Raw genomic sequence first — 26,209 nt, 5'->3', positions numbered from 1 at the left:
GGCAGCGTTCAGCTGTAAGTGACGGTCAGCCACGTCAGGGGCAGACCAACCAGGCAGAGGCAGCCGAACGTTGCGACCCAGGCACTGCGCGAGTCCATTGGGTTGGCCACGCGCAGCGGCAGGCGCGGGTAGCGCCCTAAAGTCAGCAGTCGTAGTGCCAGCCAGCCGGTGGTGTAGAAGACGTAGCCGATGATGATTTCAAGCGCGATCTCGGCCAGTAGCGCCAAGCCGCGCAGCAATAATTCCGGCATGGGAACTCCTTTTCCCGTTTCTCGCCGAGCCGCGCTTAGCGGCTGGCCAGCAGTTCGCGGCCGCGTACCACCGCCGCACGCACCTGGGCAGGTGCGGTACCGCCGATATGGTTGCGGGCATTCACCGAGCCTTCCAGAGTCAGCACGGCGAATACGTCCTGCTCAATCTGGTCGCTGAACTGGCGCAGCTCGTCCAGCGTCATTTCCGCCAGGTCCTTGCCGGTTTCGACGCCGTACTTCACGGCGTGGCCGACGATTTCGTGGCAGTCGCGGAACGGCAGGCCCTTGCGCACTAGGTAGTCGGCCAGGTCGGTTGCGGTGGAGAAGCCGCGCAGCGCCGCCTCGCGCATGATCTCGCGCTTGGGCTTGATCGCCGGCACCATGTCGGCGAAGGCGCGCAGGCTGTCGCGCAGGGTGTCGGCGGCGTCGAACAGCGGTTCCTTGTCTTCCTGGTTGTCCTTGTTGTAGGCCAGCGGCTGGCCTTTCATCAGGGTCAGCAGGCCGGTCAGAGCGCCGAACACACGGCCGGTCTTGCCACGCACCAGCTCCGGCACATCCGGGTTCTTCTTCTGCGGCATGATCGAGCTGCCGGTGCAGAAGCGGTCGGGCAGGTCGATGAACTGGAACTGGGCGCTGGTCCACAGCACCAGCTCTTCGGAGAAGCGCGACAGGTGCATCATGGCCAGCGACGCGGCCGAGCAGAATTCGATGGCGAAGTCGCGATCCGACACGCCGTCGAGCGAGTTGCCGCCGACCTGATCGAAGCCCAGCAGTTCGGCGGTGATCTCGCGGGCGATTGGGTAGGTGGTGCCGGCCAGCGCGGCAGAACCCAGGGGCATGCGGTTGGTGCGCTTGCGGCAGTCGACCAGGCGCTCGTAGTCGCGCGAGAGCATCTCGAACCAGGCCAGCAGATGGTGGCCGAAGGTCACCGGCTGGGCGGTCTGCAGGTGGGTGAAACCGGGCATGATGGTTTCCGCTTCACGCTCGGCCTGCTCCAGCAGGCCCTGCTGCAGGCGGGTGATTTCGGCCAGGATCAGGTCGATCTCGTCACGCAGCCAGAGGCGGATGTCGGTGGCCACCTGGTCGTTGCGCGAGCGGCCGGTGTGCAGCTTCTTGCCGGTGATACCGATGCGATCGGTCAGGCGCGCCTCGATGTTCATGTGCACGTCTTCCAGATCGACGCGCCAGTCGAAGGTGCCGGCTTCAATCTCGCCCTGGATCTGCTTGAGGCCTTCGATGATCGCATCGCGCTCGGCATCGGTGAGCACGCCGACCTTGGCCAGCATGGTGGCGTGGGCGATGGAGCCCATGATGTCGTGGCGATACAGGCGCTTGTCGAATTCGACCGAAGCGGTGAAGCGGGCGACGAAGGCATCGACGGGCTCGCTGAAGCGGCCGCCCCAGGACTGATTGGTTTTTTCGCTGCTCATGGTTTGGGCTCTGGATCGGGCAGGCCATGTTGCTGGCCGGCATGGCGGACAAAGAGGGTCGATAATAACAGGGTCGGCGGACGTTTCGCCGGGCCGCGTTCGCCATCGGGCGGGCGGCGGCGCTGTCGGTTGCTTCACAATTCTGCGCTGAAGGCGGCATTTCGGTGCTTTATTTTGTCCGGCTGGAACCGTCTGGCTTGCCGGCTCGCCAGGCGACACGGAAACTGCGTCGATGCATACACAATTGCTTGCCAAGAATAAACCCGACGCCGCCATCGACGACTTCTTCGTCCCGGAACTGTGCCAGCCGGAAGCCCTGCTGAGCATGGTGCTGCTGGCCGAGTTGTTGGTACTGGTGCTGGTGCTCGCCGAACCGATGACACCGGGGTTCGACTGGGTGCGCCTGGCCCTGACCTCGCTGTTCGTGCAGTGGATCGTGCTGCTTTCGGCTGCCGTGCTGTGCCGCCTGCGGCCTCTGCTGGCGCGCCTGCGCCCGGCACTGGCGGGTGGCTTGTGTTGTCTTCTGGTGGTGCTTTTGACCATGGGTTGCACCGTGGTGGCTGACTATTACGAGCTGGGTGGGCCGCTACCGCGCAGTGGCGAAGTAAATCTTTATCTGCGCCATGCGCTGATCAGCCTGATCATGTCCGCACTCCTGCTACGCTATTTCTATCTGCAGAGCCAATGGCGGCGGCAGGAGCAGGCCGAGTTGCGCGCACGCATCGAATCGTTGCAGGCGCGGATCCGCCCGCATTTTCTGTTCAACAGCCTCAACAGTATCGCCAGTCTGGTCACGCTCGATCCGTACAAGGCCGAGCAGGCGGTGCTGGATCTGTCCGATCTGTTTCGCGCCAGCCTGGCCAAACCCGGCACGCTGGTGCCGTGGAAGGAGGAGCTGGAACTGGCAAAACGATATCTCTCCATCGAGCACTATCGGCTCGGTGAGCGTCTACAGTTGCAGTGGGAGGTTGACGGTGTGCCTGAGGATCTGCCGATTCCCCAGCTGACCCTGCAGCCTCTTTTGGAAAATGCGCTGATCTATGGCATCCAGCCCCGTATCGAAGGTGGTCTGGTGCGGGTCGAAGCGGATTACCAGGATGGTGTGTTCAGCTTGTGTGTCAGCAATCCGTATGAAGAGCGGGGCGAGCAGCACCCGTCACGGGGAACGCGCCAAGCGCTGAGTAATATTGATGCGCGTCTGGCGGCACTTTTTGGGCCGCGCGCGAGTCTCAGCGTGGAGCGCCGTGACGGCCGCCATTACAGCTGTCTACGCTATCCTTGTGCGAGACTCACGCAGGAAGCCAGAGCAATATGAATGTCCTGATCGTCGATGACGAACCCCTTGCCCGCGAGCGCCTCAGCCGCATGGTCGGTGAGCTCGAGGGTTACCGGGTCCTGGAACCCGCCGCCAGCAACGGCGAGGAAGCCCTGACCCTGATCGATAGCCTCAAGCCGGATGTGGTCCTGCTGGATATCCGCATGCCTGGCCTTGACGGCCTGCAGGTCGCCGCAAAGCTTTGCGAGCGCGAGGCACCGCCTGCGGTGATCTTCTGCACGGCACACGACGAATTTGCCCTGGAGGCGTTCCAGGTCAGTGCCGTTGGCTATCTGGTCAAGCCTGTGCGCCCCGAAAGCCTCAGCGAGGCGTTGAAAAAGGCCGAGCGACCCAATCGTGTGCAACTCGCCGCCCTGACCCGCCCCGCGGCAGAGACTGGCGGTGGTCCGCGCACTCATATCAGTGCCCGCACCCGCAAGGGCATCGAGCTGATCCCGCTGGATCAGGTGGTCTATTTCATCGCCGACCACAAATACGTCACCCTGCGCCATGAGGGTGGCGAAGTACTGCTGGATGAGCCGCTCAAGGCACTGGAGGACGAATTCGGTGAGCGTTTCGTGCGCATCCACCGCAATGCGCTGGTGGCGCGTGAGCGCATCGAACGCCTGCAACGCACGCCGCTCGGGCATTTCCAGCTGTTTCTGAAGGGCCTCGACGGCGATTCGCTGGTAGTCAGCCGTCGCCACGTGGCCGGTGTGCGCAAACTGATGCAGTCACTCTGACGTCCTGTCCCGCGGGTCAGGACGTCATTGTCTTTGCAGTGACCGACAGACCTGCGGCCGATGGCCACCCGGCAGCGCCCGTAATGGGCGAGCCTGTTATGATTCGCGGCAATCCGTTTTCTGGAATTGCCTCATGTCCCGCGAAATCCGCATTGCCACCCGTAAGAGCGCCCTGGCCCTGTGGCAGGCCGAATATGTCAAAGCCCGTCTGGAACAGGCCCATCCCGGTCTGAAGGTCAGCCTGGTGCCCATGGTCAGCCGCGGTGACAAGCTGCTCGACGCGCCGCTGGCGAAAATCGGTGGCAAGGGCTTGTTCGTCAAGGAACTGGAAACCGCTCTGCTGGAAAACGAGGCCGACATCGCCGTGCACTCGATGAAGGACGTGCCGATGGACTTCCCCGAGGGACTTGGCCTGTACTGCATTTGCGAGCGTGAAGACCCGCGTGACGCCTTCGTTTCCAATACCTACGACAGCCTCGATGCACTGCCGGCCGGCAGCGTGGTCGGCACGTCCAGCCTGCGCCGCCAGGCCCAGTTGCTGGCGCGCCGGCCCGATCTGAAGATCCAGTTCCTGCGCGGCAACGTGAATACTCGCTTGGCCAAGCTCGATGCCGGCGAGTACGACGCCATCATTCTCGCCGCCGCCGGCCTGATTCGTCTGGGTTTCGAAGAGCGCATCCGCAGCTCGATCAGCGCCGAGGACAGCCTGCCAGCTGGCGGCCAGGGGGCGGTTGGCATCGAGTGCCGCAGTGCCGATAGCGACGTGCAGGCGCTGCTGGCACCACTGCATCACCGTGAGACTGCCCTGCGCGTGACTGCCGAGCGTGCGCTGAACAAGCACCTCAATGGTGGCTGCCAGGTGCCAATTGCCTGCTATGCCCTGCTCGAAGGCGACCAGCTGTGGCTGCGCGGCCTGGTCGGCCAGCCTGACGGCGGTTTGTTGCTTCGTGCAGAAGAGCGCGCTGCCAGCAGCGATGCCGAAGCCCTGGGCGTCCGCGTGGCCGAGGCGCTCCTGGCGCAGGGCGCCGACGCCATTCTCGAGGCCGTTTACGGTGAGGCCGGGCACCCTTGAGTAGCTGGCGCCTGCTTCTCACTCGTCCTGCCGAGGACTGTGCGGCGTTGGCGCAGACCCTGGCCGAACAGGGTATCGCCAGCCACTGCATGCCGCTGCTGGCCATCGAGGCGCTGGCCGAAACCGCCGAACAGCGCAGCACCCTCGCCGAGCTGCAACGCTATTGCGCGGTGGTTGTGGTCAGCAAGCCTGCCGCCCGGATCGGCCTGCAATTGCTGGCTCGTCATGCGAAGCCGGCGCCCGATCTACCCTGGTTCAGCGTCGGAGCCGCGACCGCCGCGGTGCTCGCCGAGCAGGGCTTGCGTGTGCACTTTCCCGGCTCCGGCGATGACAGCGAAGCGCTTCTGGCCCTACCGGCACTGCACCAGGCCATCGCCACGGCACCTGCGCCACGCGTACTCATCCTGCGTGGCGAGGGTGGCCGAGAATTCCTCGCCGAGAGCTTGCGCGGCCAAGGCGTGACGGTCGACTATCTGCCACTGTATCGCCGCGTATTGCCGCAGTATGCGCCGGGCGAGCTTGGCCGGTGCGTGCGAGCGGAACGCCTGAACGGCCTGGTTGTCAGCAGTGGACAGGGTTTCGGACATCTACTGCAGCTGGCTGGCGATGACTGGCCGGCGTTGGCTCGGCTACCCTTGTTCGTACCCAGCCCGCGCGTTGCCGAGCAGGCGCGCAACGCGGGTGCGGAAATCGTTGTGGACTGTCGCGGCGCCAGTGCCGCGGCCTTGCAGGCAGCGCTGGAGCAGTTTCCGGCTGCCGCCCTCTAAAAGGACGGATACGTGAGCGAAGCATCCACCCCGAATACGCCAGAAGAACAGCCGGCCAGCGAAGCCGTGAAGACCACCCCGACACCTTCGCCCGCCCAGGCATCTCGCAGCGGAGGTGGCAGCGCTCTTGCCGCCCTGGCCTTGTTGATAGGTCTGGCCGGTGCCGGCGCTGGTGGCTGGAGCCTCTGGCAGCTGCATGAAATGCAGAGTCAGGGCCAGCAGCAGGTTGAAGACCTGCAGCGCACCCGCGACGATAGCGCGAAGAAAGTGGACGAGCTGGCCCAGCGTCTGGACGCACGCCTGGCAGCCCTGCCCAGTGCTGCCGAACTGGACGAGCGCCGCCGCCTCCTGGCCAACGTGCAGAGCGATCAGCAGCGCATGAGCCAGCGTCTGGAAAGCGTGCTTGAAGGCAGCCGTCAGGATTGGCGACTGGAAGAAGCCGAACATCTGCTGCGTCTGGCGACCCTGCGCTTGTCGGCGCTGCAGGACGTGGCCACGGCCGAGGCTCTGGTGCGGACGGCTGACGATATCCTCCGTGATCAGGACGATCCCGCTGCCTTCGCGGCCCGCGAGCAGCTCAGCCGCAGCCTGGAAGCGTTGCGCACCACGGCACGACCGGATCGAGTCGGCCTGTTCCTGCAGCTGGCTGCCCTGCGTGAGCAGGCCGCCACGCTCCACCCCCTGGCGCCAACCCTGGAGGGGAAGGGTGACGTGCTCTCCGACCTGGCCGCCGAGGGCGATGGCAGCGCCTGGTGGGCTGAGTGGGCGAAGACGCTTTCGGACTACTTCCGGGTCGAATTCGACGCAGACCGCAGCGTGCGTCCGCTGCTTTCCGGACAGAGCCTGTCGCAGGTGCGTCTGAGCCTTTCGCTGGCGCTGGAGCAGGCGCAGTGGGCCGCGCTGCATGGCCAGACTGGCGTATACCGGCAGTCGCTGAAGCAGGCCGAAGAAATTCTCGATGCCCATTTCAACCTGGACAACCCGGACAGTCGCGCCCTGCGTCAGCGCTTCAGCGAGCTGGCCGGCTCCAGTGTCGAGGTCAAGGTGCCCGATCTGAGCGAGTCGCTCGATGCCTTGCAGGCCTACCTGCAACGCAAGCAGGCGCAACGTCGGCAGGGGGCCGCCGCGGCCGGGGAGGCGCAATGAAACGCCTGATATGGCTTGTGCTATTGCTGGCCATCGCCGCCGGGCTGTATCTGCTCAGCCTGGCTATCGAGGCCGACCGTGGCTATGTACTGTTCGCCTACAAGGGCTTCCGTTACCAGTCCGGCCTGTGGGCGTTCCTTGGCCTGCTGGTGGTCGTGGTGGTGTTGTGCTACCTGATCAAGTGGACGTTGCGCCTGCTGCTCAGTTCGACGCGTCTGGCCAACCCCTGGTCGCGTCTGCACCGCACTCGTCGTGTGCGACAGGCGTCCGAGCAGGGCATGCTGGATCTCGCCGAAGGCCGCTGGGCGCGTGCGCAGCGCCAGCTGACCCGAGCCGCTGAAGCAGACAATCAGCCGCTGATGTATTACCTCGGCGCTGCCCGGGCCGCCGGCAAGCTTGGCGAGCACGAACAGGCCGACGCATTGCTGGAGCGCGCACTGATCAGGCAGCCACAGGCCGAGCTGGCTATTGCCCTGACCCACGCCGAGCTGCAACGCAACCGCGGTGACAGCGATGCGGCGCTGGAAACCCTGCAGGCGATGCGTGAGCGTCATCCCGGTCATCACCTGGTGTTGCGCCAGCTTCAGCGCTTGTATCTGCAACGGCAGGACTGGTCTGCACTACTCGGTCTGCTGCCTGAATTGCGCAAGGAGAAGGCGCTGCCGGCAGCAGAGCTCGACGAGCTGGAGCGAGAAACCTGGCGGGGGCGCCTGGCACAGGTCGGTGAAAGCGGATTGGCGCAGGGGGAAACCGCTCTGCAGCCACTGAGCAAGGCCTGGAACCATCTATCGGCCAGCCTGCGCAACGAGCCGGAGCTGATCGCCACCTATGTCGAGCAGCTGCGGCGTCTGGGCGCGCAGGAAGAAGCGGAAGAGGTACTGCGTGGCGCGCTCAAGCGTGGTTATGACAGCCGCCTGGCGCGTTTCTATGGCGTACTGCGTGGTGCCGATCCGGCGCGTCAGCTGCAGACGGCGGAGCTCTGGCTCAAGCAGCATCCACAGGATCCGGCCCTGCTGCTGACACTGGGTCGCCTGTGCCTGCAGAACCAGTTGTGGGGCAAGGCGCGCGACTACTTTGAGACCAGCCTGAAGCTCGAGCGTCATCCGGAAACCTGCGCCGAGCTGGCACGCCTGCTGGCACAACTGGGCGAGATCGAGCGCAGCAATCAACTGCTGCTGGAGAGTCTCGGCCTGCTGCACCAGGGACTGCCGACGCTGCCGCAACCGCAGGGCGCACACGCCTGAATGGCTACGGCCAATTGCCGCTCTCGCATCGGCCTACGGACAGAGGGGCGTTCCGCTATGACGAACAGCCTCTTCTGAGCCAAAGGGCGCCTTGAAAGGCGCCCTCGCTTTCCTCTACCGTACCGTCCTCGATTCCCCCTCCTGGAGCCATCATGCAACTGGCCAGTCCGCGCCCCCTGTTCTTTCTGGCATTTTTCGGCTGCGTGCTGCTCATGGCGGTGGCTCTCTATCTGGAACATGTGGTGGGGCTGGAGCCGTGCCCCATGTGTATTGTCCAGCGTATCTGCGTGTTCGGCTTCGGCATCGTCTGCCTGATCGCTGCACTTCATGGTCCCGCTCGCCTCGGCCAGCGTGTTTACGCTGTGCTGGCGCTGCTTTTCGTGCTCATCGGCGGTGCCACGGCAGGCCGGCAGATCTACCTGCAGAGCGTGCCGGCCGATCAGCTCGAGGCCTGTCTACCGAGTCTGGAGTTCATGATGCAGGCCTTGCCGATGCAGGAGGTCGTGCGCCTGGTTTTCCAGGGCACTGCCGATTGTGCCGAGGTCAACTGGACGCTGTTCGGCATGAGCCTTCCCGAGTGGAGCCTGCTGGCCTTCATCGGCATGTTCGGGTTCTGCCTGTTCCAGTTGCTGCGTCGCCGTTGAGCTGCGACGGGCACGACGCTGTTGCCGTGCCGATCAAACGCGCGTATTAAATTTCTCGGCACGGCGCCTTGATGGTGTCTGCCCACGGGCATAATCTGGCTCGCACGCGGCGTCGGAAAAATGCCATTTTGCGGTTACCTACCCGAAACAAAGCGACACTCGACAAAAAAGCGTCGGGAATGATTTCTACGTCGCGTAGCGATGGCCTAAGGCGGTTGCTAAGGATGGCAGCCCTAATAGAACGTCTCGGAGCGGACGTATAACAGGCATTATCGATAAGGGAAGCGAGGTTCATCATGCTTGAGAAATGTCGGAACGCGCAGGAACGCTGGGGTGGTGTTCACCAGTTGATCGATCGTTGGCTGGGTGAGCGCCGCGAACTGGTACAGGCCTATACCGCTCTTTCCAAGTCGCCGCAGGCTCCGGCCATCAACTGTGAGTCCCTGCAGGGCTTCTGCGAATTGCTGGTGGACTATGTCTCTGCCGGCCACTTCGAGGTTTACGAGCAACTGACCAGCGAGGCCAAGGCCTTCAATGATCAGCGCGGCCTGGAGCTGGCCAAGCGGATCTATCCGCGTATCGAAGCCATCACCGAGGCCGCACTGGCCTTCAATGATCGTTGTGACAATGGCGACAGTCGCGACAACGCCTCGCTGGTGGCCGAACTCGACCGCCTGGGCCCGTTGCTGCACGAGCGTTTCGAGCTGGAAGACTGCCTGATTGAGGTGCTGCACAACGCGCATCAGGAGCAGGTCGCCGAAGCGCTCTGACGGCTCCATGCAAAAAAGCCCGGATGTGAGGTCCGGGCTTTCTGTCGCTGAATGGGGCGGCGCTCAGTCGGTCACGTCCAGCAGGCGCAGATCGAACACCAGCGGTGCATGGGGCGGTATCAGGTCGCCCGCGCCATCTTCCCCATACGCCTGACTCGATGGAATCACCAGGCGCCAGTGAGCGCCTTTCGGCATCTGCAGCAGTGCACTGCGCCAGCCCGCGATCAGGCTGTCCAGGCGAAACCACTGAGGCGTGATGCTCTCGTCGAATACGCTGCCATCGGCCAGTTCGCCGCGATAACTCACCTGCACTCGGCTGCGCGCGGTGGGTTTGGGACCGCTGCCGGGGCTGAGCTCGGTCACCAGCACGCCATTGGCCAGCGTTCGCACGTTGGTGCGGCGACCTTCTTCTGCGAGAAAACGTTGTTCGGCTTCGATGGCCCTGGCGAGGCGTTGCGGCGAGGCTTCGATACGTGCCTCGTGTTCGTCGAGGAGCTGTTCGATACGGCCGGCCTCAAGCCGCAGAGGCTTGCCTTCATAGGCCTGGCGCAAACCTTCGAGCAGTTCGCTCAGCGGCAGGTCGGGCACCTCGTCGTGCAGTCGCTCGCCAAGGCGTACCCCGAGGCTGTATGCCAGGTCCTGCTGGTGCTGGTCGGCCTGTACGCCCAGGCTGCAGCAGAATACGAGGGCGGCGAGTACGGCGCGGCTCATGACTGTGTCTCCCGATGGATTTGCCGGCGATTATGCCAGGCGGGTGATGCCCGTGCCGCGGTCGCCAAAAGGCCTATGGCGAGGCGTCCCGCCTGCGTCTAGTATGGGCTCATCCACATCCGCCAGGAGGCGCGCCATGTCGGCCAAGAAGAAGTCTGTGACCACCCCGTTGCACCTGTTGCATCAATTGTCTGCCAGCCTGCTCGAACACCTTGAAAATGCCTGCTCGCAAGCGCTGACCGACGCCGAGAAACTGCTTGCCAAGCTGGAGAAGCAGCGCGGCAAGGCCCAGGAAAAACTGCGCAAGGCGCGCACCAAGCTGCAGGACGCCGCTGTCGCTGGCAAGGCCAAGGCGCAAGCCAGGGCCAAGGATGCCGTCGCCGAGCTGGAAGAGCTGCTCGACGCGCTCAAGAGCCGCCAGAGCGAAACCCGTGGTTACATCGTCCAGCTCAAGCGCGACGCTCAGGAAAGTCTGAAGCTGGCGCAGGGCGTTGGCAAAGTGAAGGAAGCCGCCGGCAAGGCGCTGGATGCACGTGAAGCCAAGGCCGCCGCGCCGGCAGCCAAGCCTGCGAGCAAACCGGCCGCAGCGAAGAAGCCCGCTGCTGCAAAGGCACCGGTGAAGAAGGCTCCGGCCAAACCCGCTGCTGCCAAATCGGCCAGCAAACCGGCTGCAAAGCCCGCGGTAGCCGGTAAGCCAGCGGTCAGACCTGCTGCCGGCAAGGCCGCCGCGCCCAAACCCGCCGCGCCCAAGGCTGCTGCCAAACCTGCCGCCAAGCCGGCTGCAAAACCGGCCGCAGCAAAAGCGTCAGCTAAGCCAGCTACGGCCAGTAAGCCTGCCACCAAGCCAGCAGCGACCAAGTCGGCAGCCGCCAAACCTGCTGCGAAGCCCGCTGCCAAGGCGGCACCTGCCAAGCCTGCCAGCAAGCCCGCCGTGGCGAAGAAGCCGGCTGCAGTGAAAGCACCTGCGAAGAAGGCTCCGGTCAAGCCTGCGGCGGCCAAGCCCGCTTCCGCACCGGCCACGCCGGCTGCCGCAGCGGCGCCTGCCGTGAGCGCCGACAGCGGTGCTCCCAGCGCATCCTAAGGCTGATTGACGGCGTCGCGCAGCACCTGCAGCGCGGCGCTGTCGTTTCCGGCCAGACGAATCAGCCAGTCATCTTCGCTCGCTTCGGCGGGCCAGCCTTCGGCCAGCGCCTGCAATCGTTCGAACAACACCCGCTCGGCCTGCAATTCCAGTTTCTTGACCTGTTCGCGCAAGGCAGCCAACTCGGTGTCCTGGCCTGCAGCCGCGCGCCAGTCGCGTCGTGTCTGACGCAAGGGCGAGATCACTTCGCGTTGCCAGGGGCCGGCCACGTTCCTCAATGCGCACAGGCGTTGATCCAGGCAGCGTACGCCCCGCCCCTGCAACCAGGCGCCGGTCAGCAGCAGACAGACGTCGCTACCTGCCTCCTGCAACTGCAGGCAGGCCTGCTCCACGCCCGATCTGGCGTAGCGTTCGAGGGCGAAATTCCACAGATCCTGCACGCGGCCTCCGGGGCGATTTGATAGACTCCGCGGCCATTATGATCCGACTCCAGAACCTCACACTACAGCGTGGTCCGCAACGCCTGCTCGAAGGCGCCGAGCTGACTCTGCACGCCGGTCACAAGGCCGGCCTGATCGGTGCCAACGGCGCCGGCAAATCCAGCCTGTTCGCCCTCCTGCGTGGCGAGCTGACACCGGATGCCGGTGACTGTCTGCTGCCCGGCGACTGGCGCATCGCCCATATGCGTCAGGAGGTCGACAACCTCGACCGACTGGCTGTGGACTATGTGCTCGACGGTGACCACAACCTGCGCCGCGTGCAGGCTGAGCTGGCCGCTGCCGAGCAGAGCCACGACGGCGCCGCGATCGCCCGCCTGCACAGCGAGCTGGACAGCGCCGACGGCTACACCGCCGATGCCCGCGCACGCAAGCTGCTGGCCGGTCTGGGCTTCGACAACGCACAGATGGACCGCCGCGTCGGCGACTTCTCCGGTGGCTGGCGCATGCGCCTGAACCTGGCCCAGGCGCTGATGTGCCCGTCCGATCTGCTGCTGCTCGACGAGCCGACCAACCACCTGGACCTGGATGCCATTCTCTGGCTCGAAGGCTGGCTGCAAAGCTATCCCGGTACCTTGCTGCTGATTTCCCACGACCGCGATTTTCTCGATGCCGTGGTCGATCATGTTGCCCACGTCGAGCAGCGCAAGCTGAACCTGTATCGCGGTGGTTATACGGCTTTCGAGCGTACCCGTGCCGAACGTCTGGCCCAGCAGCAACAGGCCTACGAGAAGCAGCAGGCGCAGCGTGCGCACATGGAAAAGTACATCGCCCGCTTCAAGGCCCAGGCTACCAAGGCCCGTCAGGCGCAGAGCCGGATCAAGGCGCTGGAGCGCATGGAGGAGCTGAGCGCGGCGCATGTCGACTCGCCGTTCGACTTCGTCTTCCGCGAGGCCGAGAAAATCTCCACGCCCCTGCTGAGCCTCAGCGAAGGTCGCCTGGGTTACGGCGACAAGGCCGTGCTGCAGCAGGTCAAGCTGAGTCTGGTGCCGGGCGCGCGCATCGGTCTGCTCGGTCCCAACGGTGCAGGCAAGTCGACGCTGATCAAGAACCTCGCCGCTGAGCTGCAGCCGCTCGGCGGCAGCCTGACCCGCGGCGAGAATCTGGTGATCGGCTACTTTGCCCAGCACCAGCTCGACGCCCTCGATGACAAGGCCAGCCCGCTGCTGCACCTGCAACGCATCGCGCCGACCGAGCGCGAGCAGACGCTGCGCGATTTCCTCGGTGGTTTCGACTTCCGCGGTGCGCGCTGCGACGAGCCGGTGGTGAACTTCTCCGGTGGCGAGAAGGCGCGCCTCGCCCTGGCGCTGATTGCCTGGGGCAAGCCCAACCTGCTGCTGCTCGACGAGCCGACCAACCACCTCGACCTGGAAATGCGTCTGGCGCTGACCATGGCCCTGCAGGAGTTCGCCGGTGCCGTGGTGGTGGTTTCACACGACCGTCACCTGCTCAAGAGCACCACTGACGAGTTCCTGCTGGTCGCCGATGGTCGCGTGACGCCGTTCGACGGCGATCTGGACGACTACGCGCGTTGGCTGATCGACTACCGTCAGCGCCAGGCGCCGCCCAGCGCACCGGTTGAAGGTGCTGCGGACAAGACCGACAAGCGCGCGCAGCGTCAGGCCGCGGCGGCGCTGCGCCAGCAGTTGGCGCCGCACAAGAAACAGGCCGAGAAGCTCGAACAGGAACTGGGCAAGGTGCAGGAAAAGCTCGCGGCTGTGGAAGCTCAGTTGGGCGATAGCGCTCTGTACGAGTCTGCGCGCAAGGACGAGCTGCGCGAGCGTCTGGCCGAACAGGCGCAGCTCAAGGCCCGCGAGGCCGAGCTGGAGGAGGCCTGGCTATCGGCTCTGGAGACCCTGGAGGCGTTGCAGCAACAACTGGAGGAAACCGAGTAATGGAACAGCTTGAGTTGCTGGCGGCCTGGCGCGATCCGCTGATTCGCGCCGGCCAGGTGCTGCTGATCATCCTGCTGGCGTGGATCGCCCAGCGCATTCTTACCCGAGCCATCAGCCGCCTCGGCGCGCGCTACAGCCTGTTGCCGGCAGAGGTGCTGCAACCGCTGCGTGGCCTGGTGCGCTGGCTGATCATGGGCAGTGCGCTGCTCATGGTGCTGGAGCGTCTGGGGGTATCGGCGAATGTCCTGTGGACGGCGCTGACCGGTTTCACCGCTGTCGCTGCGGTGGCGTTCTTCGCCATCTGGAGCGTGCTGTCGAACATGTTCTGCGCATTGCTGATCTTCACCATGGGACCGTTTCGCCTGGGCGATACCGTCGAGGTCATCGAGAGTGCCGACAAGCCCGGCGTGAAAGGCAGGGTGATATCCATCAACCTGTTCTACACCACCCTGCAGGATCTCAGTGAGGACGCCGCCGGCGCCCTGCTGCAGGTTCCCAACAGCCTGTTCTTCCAGAAGTCCGTACGCCGCTGGCGCTGAGCTACTGGTCGATACCGCGGAGCAGGAGTAGGCTGTGCGGTTTCCCTGATTTGAGCTTCTCGAGGTACGCATCATGGCTTTGGAAACCTGGCTCGCCTTCTTCGTTGCCTGCTGGGTGATCAGCCTGTCGCCGGGGGCCGGTGCCGTGGCCTCGATGTCGGCTGGCATGCAGTATGGCTTCTGGCGCGGTTACTGGAACGCACTCGGCCTGCAGCTTGGTCTGGCGCTGCAGATCGCCATCGTCGCGGCGGGTGTGGGCGCCATTCTGGCTACCTCGGCGCTGGCCTTCAGCCTGATCAAGTGGTTCGGCGTGGGCTATCTGGCATTCCTCGCCTACAAACAGTGGGTCGCCATTCCCAGCGATCTGGATACCGGTGCGGCGGAGCGACCGATCGGCCGGCCCCTGGCGCTGGTGTTGCGCGGTTTTCTGGTCAATTTCAGCAACCCCAAGGCCATCGTCTTCATGCTCGCGGTACTGCCGCAGTTCATCGATCCGCATGCACCTCTGCTGGCGCAGTATCTGATGATGGGCGTGACCATGATCAGCGTGGACCTGATCGTCATGGCCGGCTACACCGGTCTTGCCTCGCGCGTACTGCGCCTGCTGCGTACCCCGCGTCAGCAACGGGTGATGAATCGCAGTTTCGCCGCGCTGTTCGCCGCTGCTGCCGGCCTCCTGGCCACGGTCAAGCGCGCCGCCGTCTGAGCGTCTTTCGACCTCGACTTCCTGCTGGTCGAGGTCAGCCACTGCAACGCTCTGTTCGGCCGAGTGTTACGAAATATTTCACATCTCCCTTGTGCTGAGTCGTTAGGCAGGCAACAATTTAATGCCACCCATTCTCATTTGGGATGCATTGATGACTCGTTTCCGTCTCTCTCTTTCCTGGCTGATGCTGCCGCTGCTGGCCTGCCTCAGCTTTCTCGCCGTTGGCGAACCTCTCGACGCCGCGCAGGCGTTGCATCTGATCGGTTATATCGGCGCTGACTACCCGGCCACCGTTGCCGCTGGCCAGGTGATCGACACTGGCGAATACCAGGAACAACTGGAATTTCTCGATGTACTGCAGGGCCTCATCGTTGCCCTGCCAGCTCAGGCAGGGCGCGCCGATCTGGAGCAGGATGTGGCTGACCTGCGCCAGGCCGTTCTCCAGCGGCAGCCGGGCGAGGAAGTGTCCAGCGCCGCGCGGCAACTGGGGGCGCGTCTGGTCGAGCTCTATCAGGTGCCGCTGACACCGGTGCTGACGCCGGATCCGCAACGTGGTGAGCCGCTCTACGCCCAGCACTGTTCGGTGTGCCATGGCGACACCGGGCTGGGTGACGGACCGGCGGGGATTGGCCTGGAGCCGCCGCCGGCCAATCTGCGTGACGTCGCGCGTCTGGATCGGTTGAGCCTCTTCGATCTCTACAACACCCTGGGGTTGGGTATCGAGGGCACCGACATGCCGTCCTTTGCCGACCAGCTCGATGATCGTCAGCGTTGGGATCTGGCGGTTTACATCGCCGGCTTTACCGCAGCGCCGGCGCAGGGGCAGACGCGCTTCGCCATGAGTGAGCTGGCCGGTCGCACGCCGGCCGAGATCGCCGCCAGCGGTGGCGATGTCGCCGCATTTCGCGCCCTGCGTGCCCATCCAGTGCTGGAGCAGCGCGGCCCGCAGCAACTGATCGGCTACACCCGCGACACCCTGGAGCGCAGTCTGCAGGCCTACCGCGATGGTGATCGCGAGCAGGCCTATGACCTTTCCGTCGGTGCCTATCTGGAAGGCTTCGAGCTGGTCGAAAGTGCTCTCGACAACCTCGATGCTGCGCAGCGCAAGACCACCGAACGAGCCCTGATGGCCTATCGGCAGGCGCTGCAGGATGGTGCCGGTATCGGCCAGGCGGCTCAGGCGCTGGAGCAGGCCAGAGTCGAGCTGGACAAGTCCGCGGCACTGCTCGCCGAGAGCGTCATGGACGCCAGCCTGAGCTTCTTCGCCAGCCTGCTGATCCTGCTGCGCGAGGGGCTGGAAGCCATTCTGGTGCTGGCGGCGATTCTTGCCTTCCTGCGCAACACCGATCAGCAGCAGGCAGTGCGCAGCGTGCACATCGGTTGGGGAATGGCGCTGCTCGCCGGGGTCGGTACCTGGGCGCTGGCGGCTTACGTTATCGATGTCAGCGGCGCCCAGCGCGAACTGCTCGAAGGCATCACCGCGCTATTTGCCAGCGTGGTGCTGCTGTGGGTCGGTGTGTGGATGCATGATCGTCGCCACGCCGCAGCCTGGCAGGACTACATCAAGAGCAGCCTGGTCGGCGGTGGTGGTCGCTTCGGCTTCGCCGTACTGGCGTTCTTCTCGGTCTATCGCGAGCTGTTCGAAGTCATCCTGTTCTACGAAACCCTGTGGCTGCAGGCCGGCCCGGCCGGACACGGTGCTGTACTGGCCGGTGCTGCTGCCGCGCTGGTATTGCTGATCGGCCTGGCCTGGGTGATCCTGCGCGGCTCGCGCAAACTGCCGATGGCGACCTTCTTCGGCATCAATGCAGTGCTGCTGTGTGTGCTGTCGGTGGTTTTCGCCGGCCACGGTGTGGCTGCACTGCAGGAAGCCGGCGTGCTCGGCACGCGCCCGGTGGCGTTCTTCGAGTTCGACTGGCTGGGCATCTATGCCGATGCCTGGAGCCTGTCGGCGCAAGGCCTGGCGCTGGCGGGAATCGCTCTGCTGTATGGACGCAGCTGGTTGGGGCAGCGTCGGTATCTGCCTAGGCAGGGCTGAAGAAAGATACGGGGGCGATTTATCGCCCTCGTTACCCCAATAGCGTGAACGGCTGCCACGACAGCGACTCTCTGTGCCCCTAGGCTGGTCGCAAATCTCTTGCCGAGTGCACGCATGTCTTCCTCGATCCATTCCGCTCATTACGCCGACAGTCCTGACCTGGCGCTGGCTGCTCTGCGTCACCCCTCTCTGGAGCAGGCGCTGTCTGCGGCCTGTGCCCAGCTCGCCGTGCGCGAGGCCTTTCTTGCTGCATTGCGCGATCCGGCCATCGGCCCGCAACCCAGGTTGCTGCTGGCAGTCTCCGGGGCCGATCAGAGCGGGCAGCGGCGCCTGGCCGCGCTGGTGGCCGAGCTGTTGCCGGATGAGGTGGAGCTGGATCTGATCGAACTGGCCGACGACAGCCTGTCGCGCGCCGTACGCGAGCGCTGCCAGCCGTTCTACAACGCCTGAGCCGTTCGCCTGCTGGCATACTGAGCGCTGGTTTCTCTGCGGAAGTTGCTGCATGCGTGTATGGATCGACGCCGACGCCTGCCCTCGGGCGGCGCGGGATCAGGTGGTCAAGTTCGCCCTCAAGCGGGGCTTCGAAGTGGTGCTGGTTGCCGGGCAGGCCGTGGTCCGGCCGAACTTCGCCTGCGTGAAGCTGATCGTGGTGCCCAGCGGTCCGGATGCGGCCGACGATCACCTGGTGGAGCACGCCGTGCCCGGCGAGCTGGTGATCTGCAGTGATGTGCCGCTGGCTGACCGCCTGGTGAAGAAGGGCGTCGCTGCGCTCGACCCGCGTGGCCGAGAGTTCGATGAGCGCAACATGGGCGAGCGCCTGGCGGTGCGCAACCTGTTCACCGACTTGCGCGAGCAGGGCCAGGTTGGCGGCGGCCAGGCGCCCTACTCGGAGAAGGATCGTCAGGCCTTCGCCAATGCGCTGGATCGGATTCTCACGCGCTTGAGTCGCTAGATGCCCTGACCATCCGAGAGCGTTTCGCTAGCCGCACAGATAGGTGCCGGTACCCACGGCCACCAGCACGCCTTCGTCGTTGTGCAGCTCCATGCGGATCACCGCCACCTTGTTGCCGGCGCGCAGCGGCATGGCCGTGGCGGTGAAGCGCTGGCCGCGTCCGGGGCGCAGGTAGTCGATGCGCAGGTCGATGGTGCCGAGCTTGGACAATCTGTTCATGCGCTCGGCCGCCGGCAGGTGCTGGTGGTTGGCGAAGGCACCGATCAGTGCCATGGCGCCGCCACAGACATCGAGCAGTGATGAGATCACGCCGCCGTGCAGAATGCCGTGGAGGTAGTTGCCGATCAGCTCGGGCTTCATCGGCAGGTGCATGATCACCTGCTCTTCGCTCAGTTCATCGATTTCGATACCGAGCAGCTGGTTGAACGGGATGCGCTGGAAGAAGGTGGTCACCGCCTGTTGCAGGTCGGCGTCCAGGGTGAAGGCTTGCGGCATCGTGACACTCCGAAAAATCAGGTGTCTGTCACGCTGCCGCAGCCTGGCGAGATTGGCCAGGGCTGCGGCCGGACTGCCCTGACCATTGACCGAAGCGCCCTGCGAGTGGTGCCTGGTCAGTCTTGCTGGTGGGTCAGCTCCAGTACGCGGTCGACCAGTTTGTTGATGCCCGATGCCGCCTCGGCGATGGACTGGGCGAGCATGTAGGCGGGCGTGGTCACCAGCTTGCGCTGCTCGTCCTCGATGATGTCGCTGACCTCGCACTCCTGATGCTCGGCGCCCATCTGGGTCAGGGCGGCGGCGGTGTCGTGATCGCTGCCGATGGTGCATACCACGCCGGCGCCGAAGATCTTCGCCGCCAGGGCCGGCGCGATGCACATCAGGCCGACCGGCTTGCCTGCGTCGACGAAGGCCTTGCACGCGTCCAGGACGTCCGACTGCACGCTGCAGTTCGCGCCGCCGGTGGCGAAGTCGGAAAGGTTCTTCGCCACGCCGAAGCCGCCGGGCAGGATCAGCGCGTCGAACTCCGCCGCGCGCAGCTCCTTGACGTCCTTGATCTTGCCGCGGGCGATGCGTGCGGACTCCACCAGGACGTTGCGCGTCTCGTCCATCTCGTCGCCGCTGTAGTGATCGACCACGTGCAATTGCGGCACGTTGGGGGCGAAACACTGGACTTCGGCGCCACGCTGGTCGAGGCGCAACAGGGTGATCACGCTTTCATGGATCTCGGCGCCATCGTAGACGCCACAGCCGGACAGAATCACTGCCACTTTCTTGCTCATGCTCGACTCCTGGTGAGGAAGGACGCGACCGTGAAGCGGGCGCGGGTATTACCGGTTTCCGGGTTGTCGCCAAATGCCACCCGGGCTGTCATTTGCTGCCGCGAAGCCTGGCGAAGCTGCGCATAGGATGAATAACAGCTCATTCCCGACACAAGTACAACGATATGGCGCAGTCATGAATTACGTTCTCTATGCAGTGCCCTTCTTCTTTCTGCTTATCGGTCTGGAACTGCTCGCTGACCGCTGGCGCGGCATGCGCACCTATCGCCTGGCCGACTCCCTCAACAGCCTCAGCGCAGGCGTACTGTCGCAGGTCACCGGGATACTCACCAAGGTGGTCGGCCTGCTCACCTACGCCTTCGCCTGGGAACACCTGGCGCTGTTCGAACTGCCCGAAAACAGCCTCTGGGTGTGGGTCTTCGCCTTCGTCTTCTACGACTTCTGCTACTACTGGAACCATCGCCTGAGCCACGAGCGCAACGTGCTCTGGGCCGCACATGCGGTGCACCACCAGAGCGAGGACTACAACCTTTCCACTGCCTTGCGTCAGACCAGTACCGGGTTCATCTTCAGCTGGATCTTCTATCTGCCCATGGCTCTGGTTGGTGTCCCGCCGCTGGTCTTCCTCACCGTAGCTGCGCTTAACCTGCTCTATCAGTTCTGGGTGCATACTCGCCACATCCCCAAGTTGGGCTGGTTCGAGTGGGTGTTCATCAGCCCGTCCAACCACCGCGTGCACCATGCGCAGAATCCTATCTACATGGATCGCAATTACGGCGGTGTGTTCATTGTCTGGGACCGAATTTTTGGCACCTTCCAGGAGGAGCTCGACGAGGAGCCGGTGATCTTCGGCGTTACCGTGCCGCTAGCCAGCTGGAACCCGCTGTGGGCCAATCTGCAGGTCTACGCCGGGCTGTGGAACGACGCCAGGCGCGCCGGTTCCTGGTGGGATCGCCTGCGCATCTGGTTCATGCCGACCGGCTGGCGCCCGGCCGACGTGGCGGCGCGCTATCCGCAGGCCAAGGCTGATCTGAGCAACTTCCGCAAGTTCGAGGTGCCGCTGGGGCGCGGAGCGCAGGTCTACGCCTTGCTGCAGTTCGTTTGCTATCTGTTGGCCGGCGTATGGCTGATGGCGCAGGGCGACGCTCTGCCGCTGGGTGCGGTATTGCTGGCCTGCCTGTGGCTCATGTTGGGCCTGTGCAGCATCGGCCTGTGGCTGGAGAACCGCAGCAACGCCCGGCGGCTGGAGTACCTGCGTCTGGCGAGCAACCTGCCGGCCTTCTGGCTGGCCGGTGAACTGGGCATGTTGGCGCTGAATACAGGGATCTGGACCTGGCTGATCGCCTACAGCCTGGTCAGTCTGCTGGGTATCTGGTGGGTTCGTGGTTCAGCCACGCCGGCGCTGACGCCACCGGTATAGCCAGGCGAGGGTGAGCAGCAGCACCACGGCGGCCAGCAGGATGACCTGATAGTTGCGCAGCTCCTCCAGCAATCCGCCCATGGCGTTGCCCAGGCTGTAGGCCAGCAGACTGATGCCGCCGGCCCAGACGCCGGCGCCGATGGCGTCCAGCAGCAGGTAGCGGCGCCAGGAATAGCCGGACAGGCCGATGGTCAGCGGCATCACCGTACGCAGGCCGTAGAGAAAACGGAAGGACAGGACCCACAGATCCGGATAGCGTCTGATCAGCGCGCTGGCGCGCTCGCCCAGCGGCTGCCAGCGTGGCTTGCGCGCCAGCAGGGCGCGACCGTGACGGCGGCCGAGGTAATACCACAGCTGATCGCTGGCGAAGGTGCCGAGGAAGGCACACAGCGCCACCCATTCGATTTCCAGCACGTTGCGCACGGCCATGTAGGCAGCCAGCAGCAGCGACACTTCGCCTTCGAGGAAGGTGCCCAGTACCAGTGCCGGATAGCCAAACTGGCGGATCAGTTCTTGGAGCATGCGGTGCACTCAACGATGCAGGTGCTGAAGACTACTCTGACCGTGACGAACCCGGAAGGTGGCGCGTCATGCCACAATGCGCGTCTGGCTGTGCGACCCGCCGTCGCATGCGGTCATGTGACCCTCATCATTTGGTCATAATGGTCGCTTATAACCGTCACACTGGCCCGCCCGTGCGGGCTCTGGAGTCTGCCGTGAGCGTTACCCCCGCCAATCGCCTGTTTCCCGCCACCCGCCTGCGTCGCAATCGTCGTGACGACTTCTCCCGTCGCCTGGTGCGCGAGCATCGCCTGAGTGTCGATGATCTGATCCTGCCGGTGTTCGTCCTCGACGGCGAAAACCGCCGCGAAGCCGTGCCGTCGATGCCTGGCGTCGAGCGCCTGTCCATCGACCTGCTGCTGCAGGCGGCCGAACACTGGGTCGAGCTGGGCATTCCGGCGCTGGCGCTGTTTCCGGTCACGCCGCTGGAGAAGAAATCCCTCGACGGCGCCGAAGCCTGGAACCCGGACGGCATCGCCCAGCGCGCGATTCGTGCCCTGCGCGCGAAATTCCCCGAGCTCGGCGTGATCAGCGACGTCGCCCTCGACCCCTTCACCACTCACGGTCAGGACGGTGTCCTCGACGAAAACGGCTACGTGCAGAACGACATCACCGTCGATGCGCTGGTCAAGCAGGCGCTGTCGCATGCCGAAGCCGGTGCGCAGGTGGTGGCGCCGTCGGACATGATGGACGGCCGTGTGCAGGCGATCCGCGAAGCGCTGGAGCTGGCCGAGCACGTCAACGTGCGCATCATGGCCTACTCGGCCAAGTACGCCAGCGCCTACTACGGCCCGTTCCGCGATGCGGTGGGTTCGGCGGCGAACCTCGGCAAGGGCAACAAGCTCGGCTATCAGATGGATCCGGCCAACGGCAATGAGGCGCTGCATGAAGTGGCGGCCGACCTGGCCGAAGGCGCCGACATGGTCATGGTCAAGCCGGGCATGCCGTACCTGGACATCCTCTGGCGGGTCAAGGACGCCTACAAGGTGCCGACCTTCGTCTATCAGGTCAGTGGCGAGTACGCCATGCACATGGCCGCGATCCAGAACGGCTGGCTCAGCGAGGCGGTGATCCTCGAATCGCTGACCGCCTTCAAACGCGCCGGCGCCGATGGCATCCTCACCTATTTCGCCGTGCGTGCGGCAGAACTGTTAAAACAGGGGTGATCGTCCCCTCAGGAACCAGTGATGAACAGCGAAGGACTCAACAGCGAAGTGCTCGACAACAACCCGCCTCCGGTCGAGGTGGTCGCCGAGACGCCGGTGGTGGAAACCCCGCCGCCGGCCCCGATTCCCAGCCTGGATGACAGCAGCCTGTACATCCACCGCGAACTGTCGCAGCTGCAGTTCAATATCCGGGTGCTGGAGCAGGCGCTGGACGAGTCCTATCCACTGCTCGAACGCCTGAAGTTCCTGCTGATCTTTTCCAGCAACCTCGACGAGTTCTTCGAGATTCGCGTCGCCGGCCTGAAGAAACAGATCAATTTCGCCCGTGAACAGGCCGGCGCAGACGGCCTGCAGCCGCACCAGGCGCTGGCGCGGATTTCCGAGTTGGTGCACGAGCAGGTGGAGCGCCAGTACGCGATCCTCAACGACACGCTGTTTCCGGAGCTGGCCAAGCACAACATCAACTTCATCCGCCGCCGTTACTGGACCACCAAGCTCAAGGCCTGGGTGCGCCGCTACTTCCGCGACGAGATCGCGCCGATCATCACCCCCATCGGCCTTGATCCGACGCACCCTTTCCCGCTGCTGGTGAACAAGAGCCTGAACTTCATCGTCGAGCTGGAGGGTGTCGACGCCTTCGGCCGCGATTCCGGTCTGGCTGTCATCCCGGCGCCGCGCTCGCTGCCGCGGGTGATCCGCGTGCCGGAGGAGGTGGGTGGCCCCGGTGACAACTACGTGTTCCTCTCGTCGATGATCCACGCCCATGCCGACGACCTGTTCCATGGCATGAAGGTCAAGGGCTGCTATCAGTTCCGCCTGACCCGCAACGCCGACCTGTCGGTGGACACCGAGGACGTCGAGGATCTCGCCCGTGCCCTGCGCGGCGAGCTGTTCTCGCGCCGTTATGGCGATGCGGTGCGCCTGGAAGTGGTGGACACCTGCCCGAAACACCTCACCGATCAGTTGCTCAAGCAGTTCGGCCTGTCGGAGAGCGAGCTGTACCAGGTCAACGGCCCGGTCAACCTGACGCGCCTGTTCTCCATCACCAGCCTGGATAACCACCCGCAACTGCAATACATGCCGTTCACCCCGGTGATTCCCAAGCTGCTGCAGAACGCCGAGAACATCTTCAACGTCATCAGCAAGCAGGACATCCTGCTGATGCACCCGTTCGAGTCCTTCACACCGGTAGTGGACCTGCTGCGTCAGGCTGCGAAGGACCCGCACGTGCTGGCGATCAAGCAGACCCTGTACCGTTCCGGGGCCAACTCGGAGATCGTCGATGCCCTGGTAGAGGCTGCGCGTAACGGCAAGGAGGTCACCGTGGTGATCGAACTGCGGGCGCGCTTCGACGAGGAATCCAACCTGGCCCTGGCCAGCCGCCTGCAGGCCGCCGGCGCGGTAGTGATCTACGGTGTGGTCGGCTTCAAGACCCACTCGAAGATGATGCTGATCCTGCGCCGCGAGAACGGCGAGATCCGCCGCTACGCGCATCTGGGCACCGGCAACTACCACGCCGGCAACGCGCGCCTGTACACCGACTACAGCATGCTCACCGCCGACGTCGCGCTCGGCGAGGACGTCGGCAAGCTGTTCAGCCAGCTGATCGGCATGGGCAAGACCCTGCGCATGAAGAAGCTGCTGCACGCGCCCTTCACCCTGAAGAAGACCCTGCTCGACCTGATCGCCAAGGAGACCGCCGCCGCGGCCGAGGGCAAGCCCGCGCAGATCATGGCCAAGGTCAATGCGCTGACCGATCCGAAGATCATCCGTGCGCTGTACAAGGCAAGCCAGACCGGTGTGAAGATCGACCTGGTGGTGCGCGGCATGTGCTGTCTGCGCCCGGGCATCGCCGGGGTGTCGCACAACATTCAGGTGCGCTCGATCGTCGGTCGTTTCCTCGAGCACAGCCGCATCTACTACTTCCTCAATGGCGGTGACGAACTGGTCTACCTGTCTAGTGCCGACTGGATGGAACGCAACCTCGACAAGCGCGTGGAGACCTGCTTCCCGGTGGAAGGCAAGAAGCTCATCACCCGGGTGAAGAAGGAGCTGGAAAGCTACCTGAGCGACAATACCCAGGCCTGGGTGCTGCAGTCCGATGGTCGCTACCAGCGTCTGCAGCCCACCGGCAACCAGAACCCGCGCAGCGCGCAGTCCGGCCTGCTGGAAAAGCTCACGGCCCCGGTCGTCGTCGCTCGTTAGAAAAGCCGCTTGCGGCCATCTGATGACCCTCTCCCATTTATGGGAGAGGGTGCCCGAAGGGCGGGAGAGGGCTTTGAGGGCCGCCTGCTGTAGCTTTGCGACGCACCGCTCCCGCGTCGATGAGCGCCTGATCGCTGGCGATCAGGCCGGGAGCATGCCGTCTTCTTCATGGAGCAGCGGGTATTTCGTTCTCGAGCCCCGGATTGCATCCGGGCTACGGGCTGACCCGCTGCAAGCATCAGCCGATCAACGCACGCTCAAGGTCAGATCGATGCGCTTGAGCCACTCGGCTTCGGCCTCGAAATCCGCCTGGGTCAGCGGGTTGGCCGCCAGCCAGCCTTCGGGGAAGAGGATTTCCAGACTATTGTCGCCGGCCTTGAACTGCACCTGCGGCATGTCGTGAGTGCCACGGATGTGATGGAACAGGATGGCAAAGCGCAGCAGCACGCACAGGCGCATCAGCTTGACGCCGTCCTCGCCGAAGTCGGCGAACTTGTCACGGGGGATGTTGCGTCGATGGCCGCGCACCAGCAGGGCGAGCATCTGCTGGTCCTGGCGGGAGAACCCGGCCAGGTCCGAGTGTTCGATCAGATAGGCGCCATGCTTGTGGTAATGGTAGTGGGCGATATCCAGACCCACCTCGTGCACCTTGGCACCCCAGCTCAGCAGCTCGCGGTGCCAGATGTCGGTGAGCCCCCAGTCGGTTGCCACTTCGTCCAGTGCAGACAGCGCCCTGGCCTCGACCCGGCCGGCCTGATCGGTGTCGACGTGATAGCGCTCCATGAACGCCGCCAGGGTCCGCTCGCGCACGTCCTCGTGCTGGTGGCGGCCGAGCAGGTCGTAGAGCACGCCTTCGCGTAGCGCGCCTTCGGAGTGGCTCATGCGCTGAATTTCGCAGGCATCGAAGATGGCCTCGAGAATCGCCAGGCCGGCCGGGAAGATGCCGCGGCGGTCCGGCTTGATGCCGTCGAGGTTGATCTTCTCCACCTCGCCGAGCTTGAACAGCTTGCGCTTGAGCCAGGCCAGACCTTCTAGCGTGACTTCGCCATTGCCCAGGCCGGCGGCCTTGGTCGCCAGGCCAATGGCCTTGATGGTGCCCGAGGCGCCCACGGCATCTTCCCAGCCGAGGCGGCGCAGGCCCTGCTCGATGCCCATCAGCTCCAGGCGGGCAGCAGTGTAGGCCTGGGCATATCGCGCCGGGGTGATCTTGCCGTCCCTGAAGTAGCGCTGGGTGAAACTGACGCAGCCCATCTGCAGGCTTTCACGCAGCAGTGGCTCGAAACGCTGGCCAATGATGAACTCGGTGCTGCCGCCGCCGATGTCGGCGACCAGGCGCTTGCCGGGGGTATCGGCGATGCTGTGGGAAACTCCCAGATAGATCAGGCGCGCTTCTTCGCGGCCGGAAATCACCTCGACCTGATGGCCGAGAATCTCCTCGGCGCGGCGAATGAACACGGCGCGGTTGCGCGCTTCACGCAGGGCATTGGTGCCGACGATACGCACGGCGCCTTCCGGCAGGCTGTTGCTGAGTTGAGCGAAGCGGCGCAGACAGTCCAGGCCACGCTGCATCGCCTCTTCACTGAGCTGGCGCTCGTCGTCCAGACCTGCCGCCAGTTGAACCTTGTCGCCGAGGCGCTCGACAATGCGAATTTCGTGATTGTCGGCCTTGGCCAGCACCATATGGAAGCTGTTCGAGCCCAGATCGATGGCGGCGACCAGGGGAAAACTCTCGGCAGGGGCTTGGGGCATGATTGCGGCATCTCGTTCGATTTCCGCGCA

At 64.5% G+C, this 26,209-nt stretch carries 26 protein-coding genes; 18 read left to right on the top strand and 8 right to left on the bottom strand.

The window, feature by feature from the left end; translation table 11 throughout:
- Positions 1–8 precede the first annotated feature (8 nt).
- Together OEG79_RS19705 and argH are read right to left on the bottom strand one after the other, a co-directional pair.
- The gene (locus OEG79_RS19705; RefSeq protein ID WP_264146624.1) at positions 9–251 is read right to left on the bottom strand and encodes a hypothetical protein; all 243 of its coding nucleotides are present in this window, start codon (positions 249–251) and stop codon (positions 9–11) included.
- Positions 252–286: 35 nt separating this feature from the next.
- On the bottom strand, positions 287–1,681 hold the full coding sequence (gene argH / locus OEG79_RS19700; RefSeq protein ID WP_264146623.1) for an argininosuccinate lyase: 1,395 nt from the start codon (positions 1,679–1,681) through the stop codon (positions 287–289).
- A 232-nt stretch (positions 1,682–1,913) separates the two neighbouring features.
- On the opposite strand from argH, the gene OEG79_RS19695 reads away from it, so the two are divergent.
- The 8 genes from OEG79_RS19695 (at position 1,914) to rsd (ending at position 9,382) form a co-directional block, all read left to right on the top strand.
- Positions 1,914–2,996, top strand: a complete 1,083-nt coding sequence (locus OEG79_RS19695; protein WP_264146622.1) for a sensor histidine kinase — start codon at positions 1,914–1,916, stop codon at positions 2,994–2,996.
- A complete protein-coding gene (locus OEG79_RS19690; RefSeq protein WP_264146621.1) occupies positions 2,993–3,739 on the top strand; it encodes a LytR/AlgR family response regulator transcription factor in 747 nt (248 codons plus the stop codon). The genes OEG79_RS19695 and OEG79_RS19690 overlap by 4 nt, the downstream gene beginning before the upstream one ends.
- Before the next feature lie 133 nt (positions 3,740–3,872).
- Positions 3,873–4,811, top strand: coding sequence for a hydroxymethylbilane synthase (gene hemC / locus OEG79_RS19685; protein ID WP_264146620.1), 939 nt, complete (start codon positions 3,873–3,875; stop codon positions 4,809–4,811).
- The gene (locus OEG79_RS19680; protein ID WP_264146619.1) at positions 4,808–5,578 is read left to right on the top strand and encodes a uroporphyrinogen-III synthase; all 771 of its coding nucleotides are present in this window, start codon (positions 4,808–4,810) and stop codon (positions 5,576–5,578) included. Before hemC ends, OEG79_RS19680 begins: the two co-directional genes overlap by 4 nt.
- Positions 5,579–5,590: 12 nt before the next feature.
- Complete coding sequence (locus OEG79_RS19675; protein WP_264146618.1) at positions 5,591–6,724, top strand: uroporphyrinogen-III C-methyltransferase; 1,134 nt, start codon at positions 5,591–5,593, stop codon at positions 6,722–6,724.
- Complete coding sequence (locus OEG79_RS19670; protein WP_264146617.1) at positions 6,721–7,968, top strand: heme biosynthesis HemY N-terminal domain-containing protein; 1,248 nt, start codon at positions 6,721–6,723, stop codon at positions 7,966–7,968. Before OEG79_RS19675 ends, OEG79_RS19670 begins: the two co-directional genes overlap by 4 nt.
- Before the next feature lie 152 nt (positions 7,969–8,120).
- Positions 8,121–8,612, top strand: a complete 492-nt coding sequence (locus OEG79_RS19665) for a disulfide bond formation protein B (RefSeq protein ID WP_264146616.1) — start codon at positions 8,121–8,123, stop codon at positions 8,610–8,612.
- 296 nt (positions 8,613–8,908) lie between these two features.
- Positions 8,909–9,382, top strand: coding sequence for a sigma D regulator (gene rsd / locus OEG79_RS19660; protein ID WP_264146615.1), 474 nt, complete (start codon positions 8,909–8,911; stop codon positions 9,380–9,382).
- Positions 9,383–9,445: 63 nt separating this feature from the next.
- Here the strand turns inward: rsd and OEG79_RS19655 are convergent, their stop codons facing one another.
- Positions 9,446–10,093, bottom strand: coding sequence for an FKBP-type peptidyl-prolyl cis-trans isomerase (locus OEG79_RS19655; RefSeq protein ID WP_264146614.1), 648 nt, complete (start codon positions 10,091–10,093; stop codon positions 9,446–9,448).
- Between the two features lie 136 nt (positions 10,094–10,229).
- Here OEG79_RS19655 and OEG79_RS19650 point away from each other — a divergent pair, with 136 nt between their 5' ends.
- A complete protein-coding gene (locus tag OEG79_RS19650; protein WP_264146613.1) occupies positions 10,230–11,174 on the top strand; it encodes an AlgP family protein in 945 nt (314 codons plus the stop codon).
- Here OEG79_RS19650 and OEG79_RS19645 read toward each other — a convergent pair.
- Positions 11,171–11,614 (bottom strand): TIGR02444 family protein, encoded by a 444-nt coding sequence (locus OEG79_RS19645; protein WP_264146612.1) that lies wholly within the window; start codon positions 11,612–11,614, stop codon positions 11,171–11,173. The two genes, OEG79_RS19650 and OEG79_RS19645, sit on opposite strands and share 4 nt — an antisense overlap.
- 38 nt (positions 11,615–11,652) lie before the next feature.
- Between OEG79_RS19645 and OEG79_RS19640 the strand changes: the two genes are divergently transcribed.
- The 6 genes from OEG79_RS19640 to OEG79_RS19615 all read left to right on the top strand — a co-directional run bounded on the left by OEG79_RS19640 (position 11,653) and on the right by OEG79_RS19615 (position 17,801).
- Positions 11,653–13,566: an ATP-binding cassette domain-containing protein gene (locus tag OEG79_RS19640; protein WP_264146611.1), complete on the top strand. Its 1,914-nt coding sequence runs from the start codon at positions 11,653–11,655 to the stop codon at positions 13,564–13,566.
- Positions 13,566–14,105, top strand: a complete 540-nt coding sequence (locus OEG79_RS19635) for a mechanosensitive ion channel family protein (protein ID WP_264146610.1) — start codon at positions 13,566–13,568, stop codon at positions 14,103–14,105. Before OEG79_RS19640 ends, OEG79_RS19635 begins: the two co-directional genes overlap by 1 nt.
- A gap of 73 nt (positions 14,106–14,178) precedes the next feature.
- Positions 14,179–14,811 carry a LysE family transporter gene (locus OEG79_RS19630; protein WP_264146609.1) on the top strand — a complete coding sequence of 211 codons (633 nt, stop codon included), beginning with the start codon at positions 14,179–14,181 and terminating at the stop codon, positions 14,809–14,811.
- 151 nt (positions 14,812–14,962) lie between these two features.
- Positions 14,963–16,849: an FTR1 family protein gene (locus tag OEG79_RS19625; RefSeq protein ID WP_264146608.1), complete on the top strand. Its 1,887-nt coding sequence runs from the start codon at positions 14,963–14,965 to the stop codon at positions 16,847–16,849.
- Positions 16,850–16,963: 114 nt separating this feature from the next.
- Positions 16,964–17,299, top strand: coding sequence for an enhanced serine sensitivity protein SseB C-terminal domain-containing protein (locus OEG79_RS19620; RefSeq protein WP_264146607.1), 336 nt, complete (start codon positions 16,964–16,966; stop codon positions 17,297–17,299).
- Between the two features lie 52 nt (positions 17,300–17,351).
- Complete coding sequence (locus tag OEG79_RS19615) at positions 17,352–17,801, top strand: YaiI/YqxD family protein (protein ID WP_264146606.1); 450 nt, start codon at positions 17,352–17,354, stop codon at positions 17,799–17,801.
- Positions 17,802–17,828: 27 nt separating this feature from the next.
- On the opposite strand, the gene OEG79_RS19610 is transcribed toward OEG79_RS19615, so the two are convergent.
- Together OEG79_RS19610 and elbB are read right to left on the bottom strand one after the other, a co-directional pair.
- Entirely contained in the window at positions 17,829–18,296 is a 468-nt protein-coding gene (locus tag OEG79_RS19610; protein WP_264146605.1) for a thioesterase family protein, read from the bottom strand.
- A 116-nt stretch (positions 18,297–18,412) separates the two neighbouring features.
- On the bottom strand, positions 18,413–19,078 hold the full coding sequence (elbB, locus tag OEG79_RS19605; RefSeq protein ID WP_264146604.1) for an isoprenoid biosynthesis glyoxalase ElbB: 666 nt from the start codon (positions 19,076–19,078) through the stop codon (positions 18,413–18,415).
- Between the two features lie 175 nt (positions 19,079–19,253).
- Here elbB and OEG79_RS19600 point away from each other — a divergent pair, with 175 nt between their 5' ends.
- A complete protein-coding gene (locus tag OEG79_RS19600; RefSeq protein ID WP_264146603.1) occupies positions 19,254–20,498 on the top strand; it encodes a sterol desaturase family protein in 1,245 nt (414 codons plus the stop codon).
- Here the strand turns inward: OEG79_RS19600 and OEG79_RS19595 are convergent.
- On the bottom strand, positions 20,466–21,020 hold the full coding sequence (locus OEG79_RS19595; protein ID WP_264146602.1) for a DedA family protein: 555 nt from the start codon (positions 21,018–21,020) through the stop codon (positions 20,466–20,468). The genes OEG79_RS19600 and OEG79_RS19595 overlap by 33 nt on opposite strands.
- A 194-nt stretch (positions 21,021–21,214) precedes the next feature.
- Between OEG79_RS19595 and hemB the strand changes: the two genes are divergently transcribed.
- Both hemB and ppk1 read left to right on the top strand, forming a co-directional pair.
- Positions 21,215–22,225 carry a porphobilinogen synthase gene (gene hemB / locus OEG79_RS19590; RefSeq protein ID WP_264146601.1) on the top strand — a complete coding sequence of 337 codons (1,011 nt, stop codon included), beginning with the start codon at positions 21,215–21,217 and terminating at the stop codon, positions 22,223–22,225.
- Between the two features lie 21 nt (positions 22,226–22,246).
- Positions 22,247–24,430 carry a polyphosphate kinase 1 gene (gene ppk1 / locus OEG79_RS19585; protein ID WP_264146600.1) on the top strand — a complete coding sequence of 728 codons (2,184 nt, stop codon included), beginning with the start codon at positions 22,247–22,249 and terminating at the stop codon, positions 24,428–24,430.
- Between the two features lie 246 nt (positions 24,431–24,676).
- Here the strand turns inward: ppk1 and ppx are convergent, their stop codons facing one another.
- Positions 24,677–26,179 (bottom strand): exopolyphosphatase, encoded by a 1,503-nt coding sequence (gene ppx, locus OEG79_RS19580; RefSeq protein WP_264146599.1) that lies wholly within the window; start codon positions 26,177–26,179, stop codon positions 24,677–24,679.
- Positions 26,180–26,209 lie beyond the last annotated feature (30 nt).

It is taken from the genome of Pseudomonas sp. Z8(2022), assembly GCF_025837155.1.
GTDB lineage: Bacteria > Pseudomonadota > Gammaproteobacteria > Pseudomonadales > Pseudomonadaceae > Aquipseudomonas.
The sequence above is the reverse complement of the archived record's forward strand: the minus strand, read 5'-3'. Positions and strand labels throughout refer to the sequence as shown.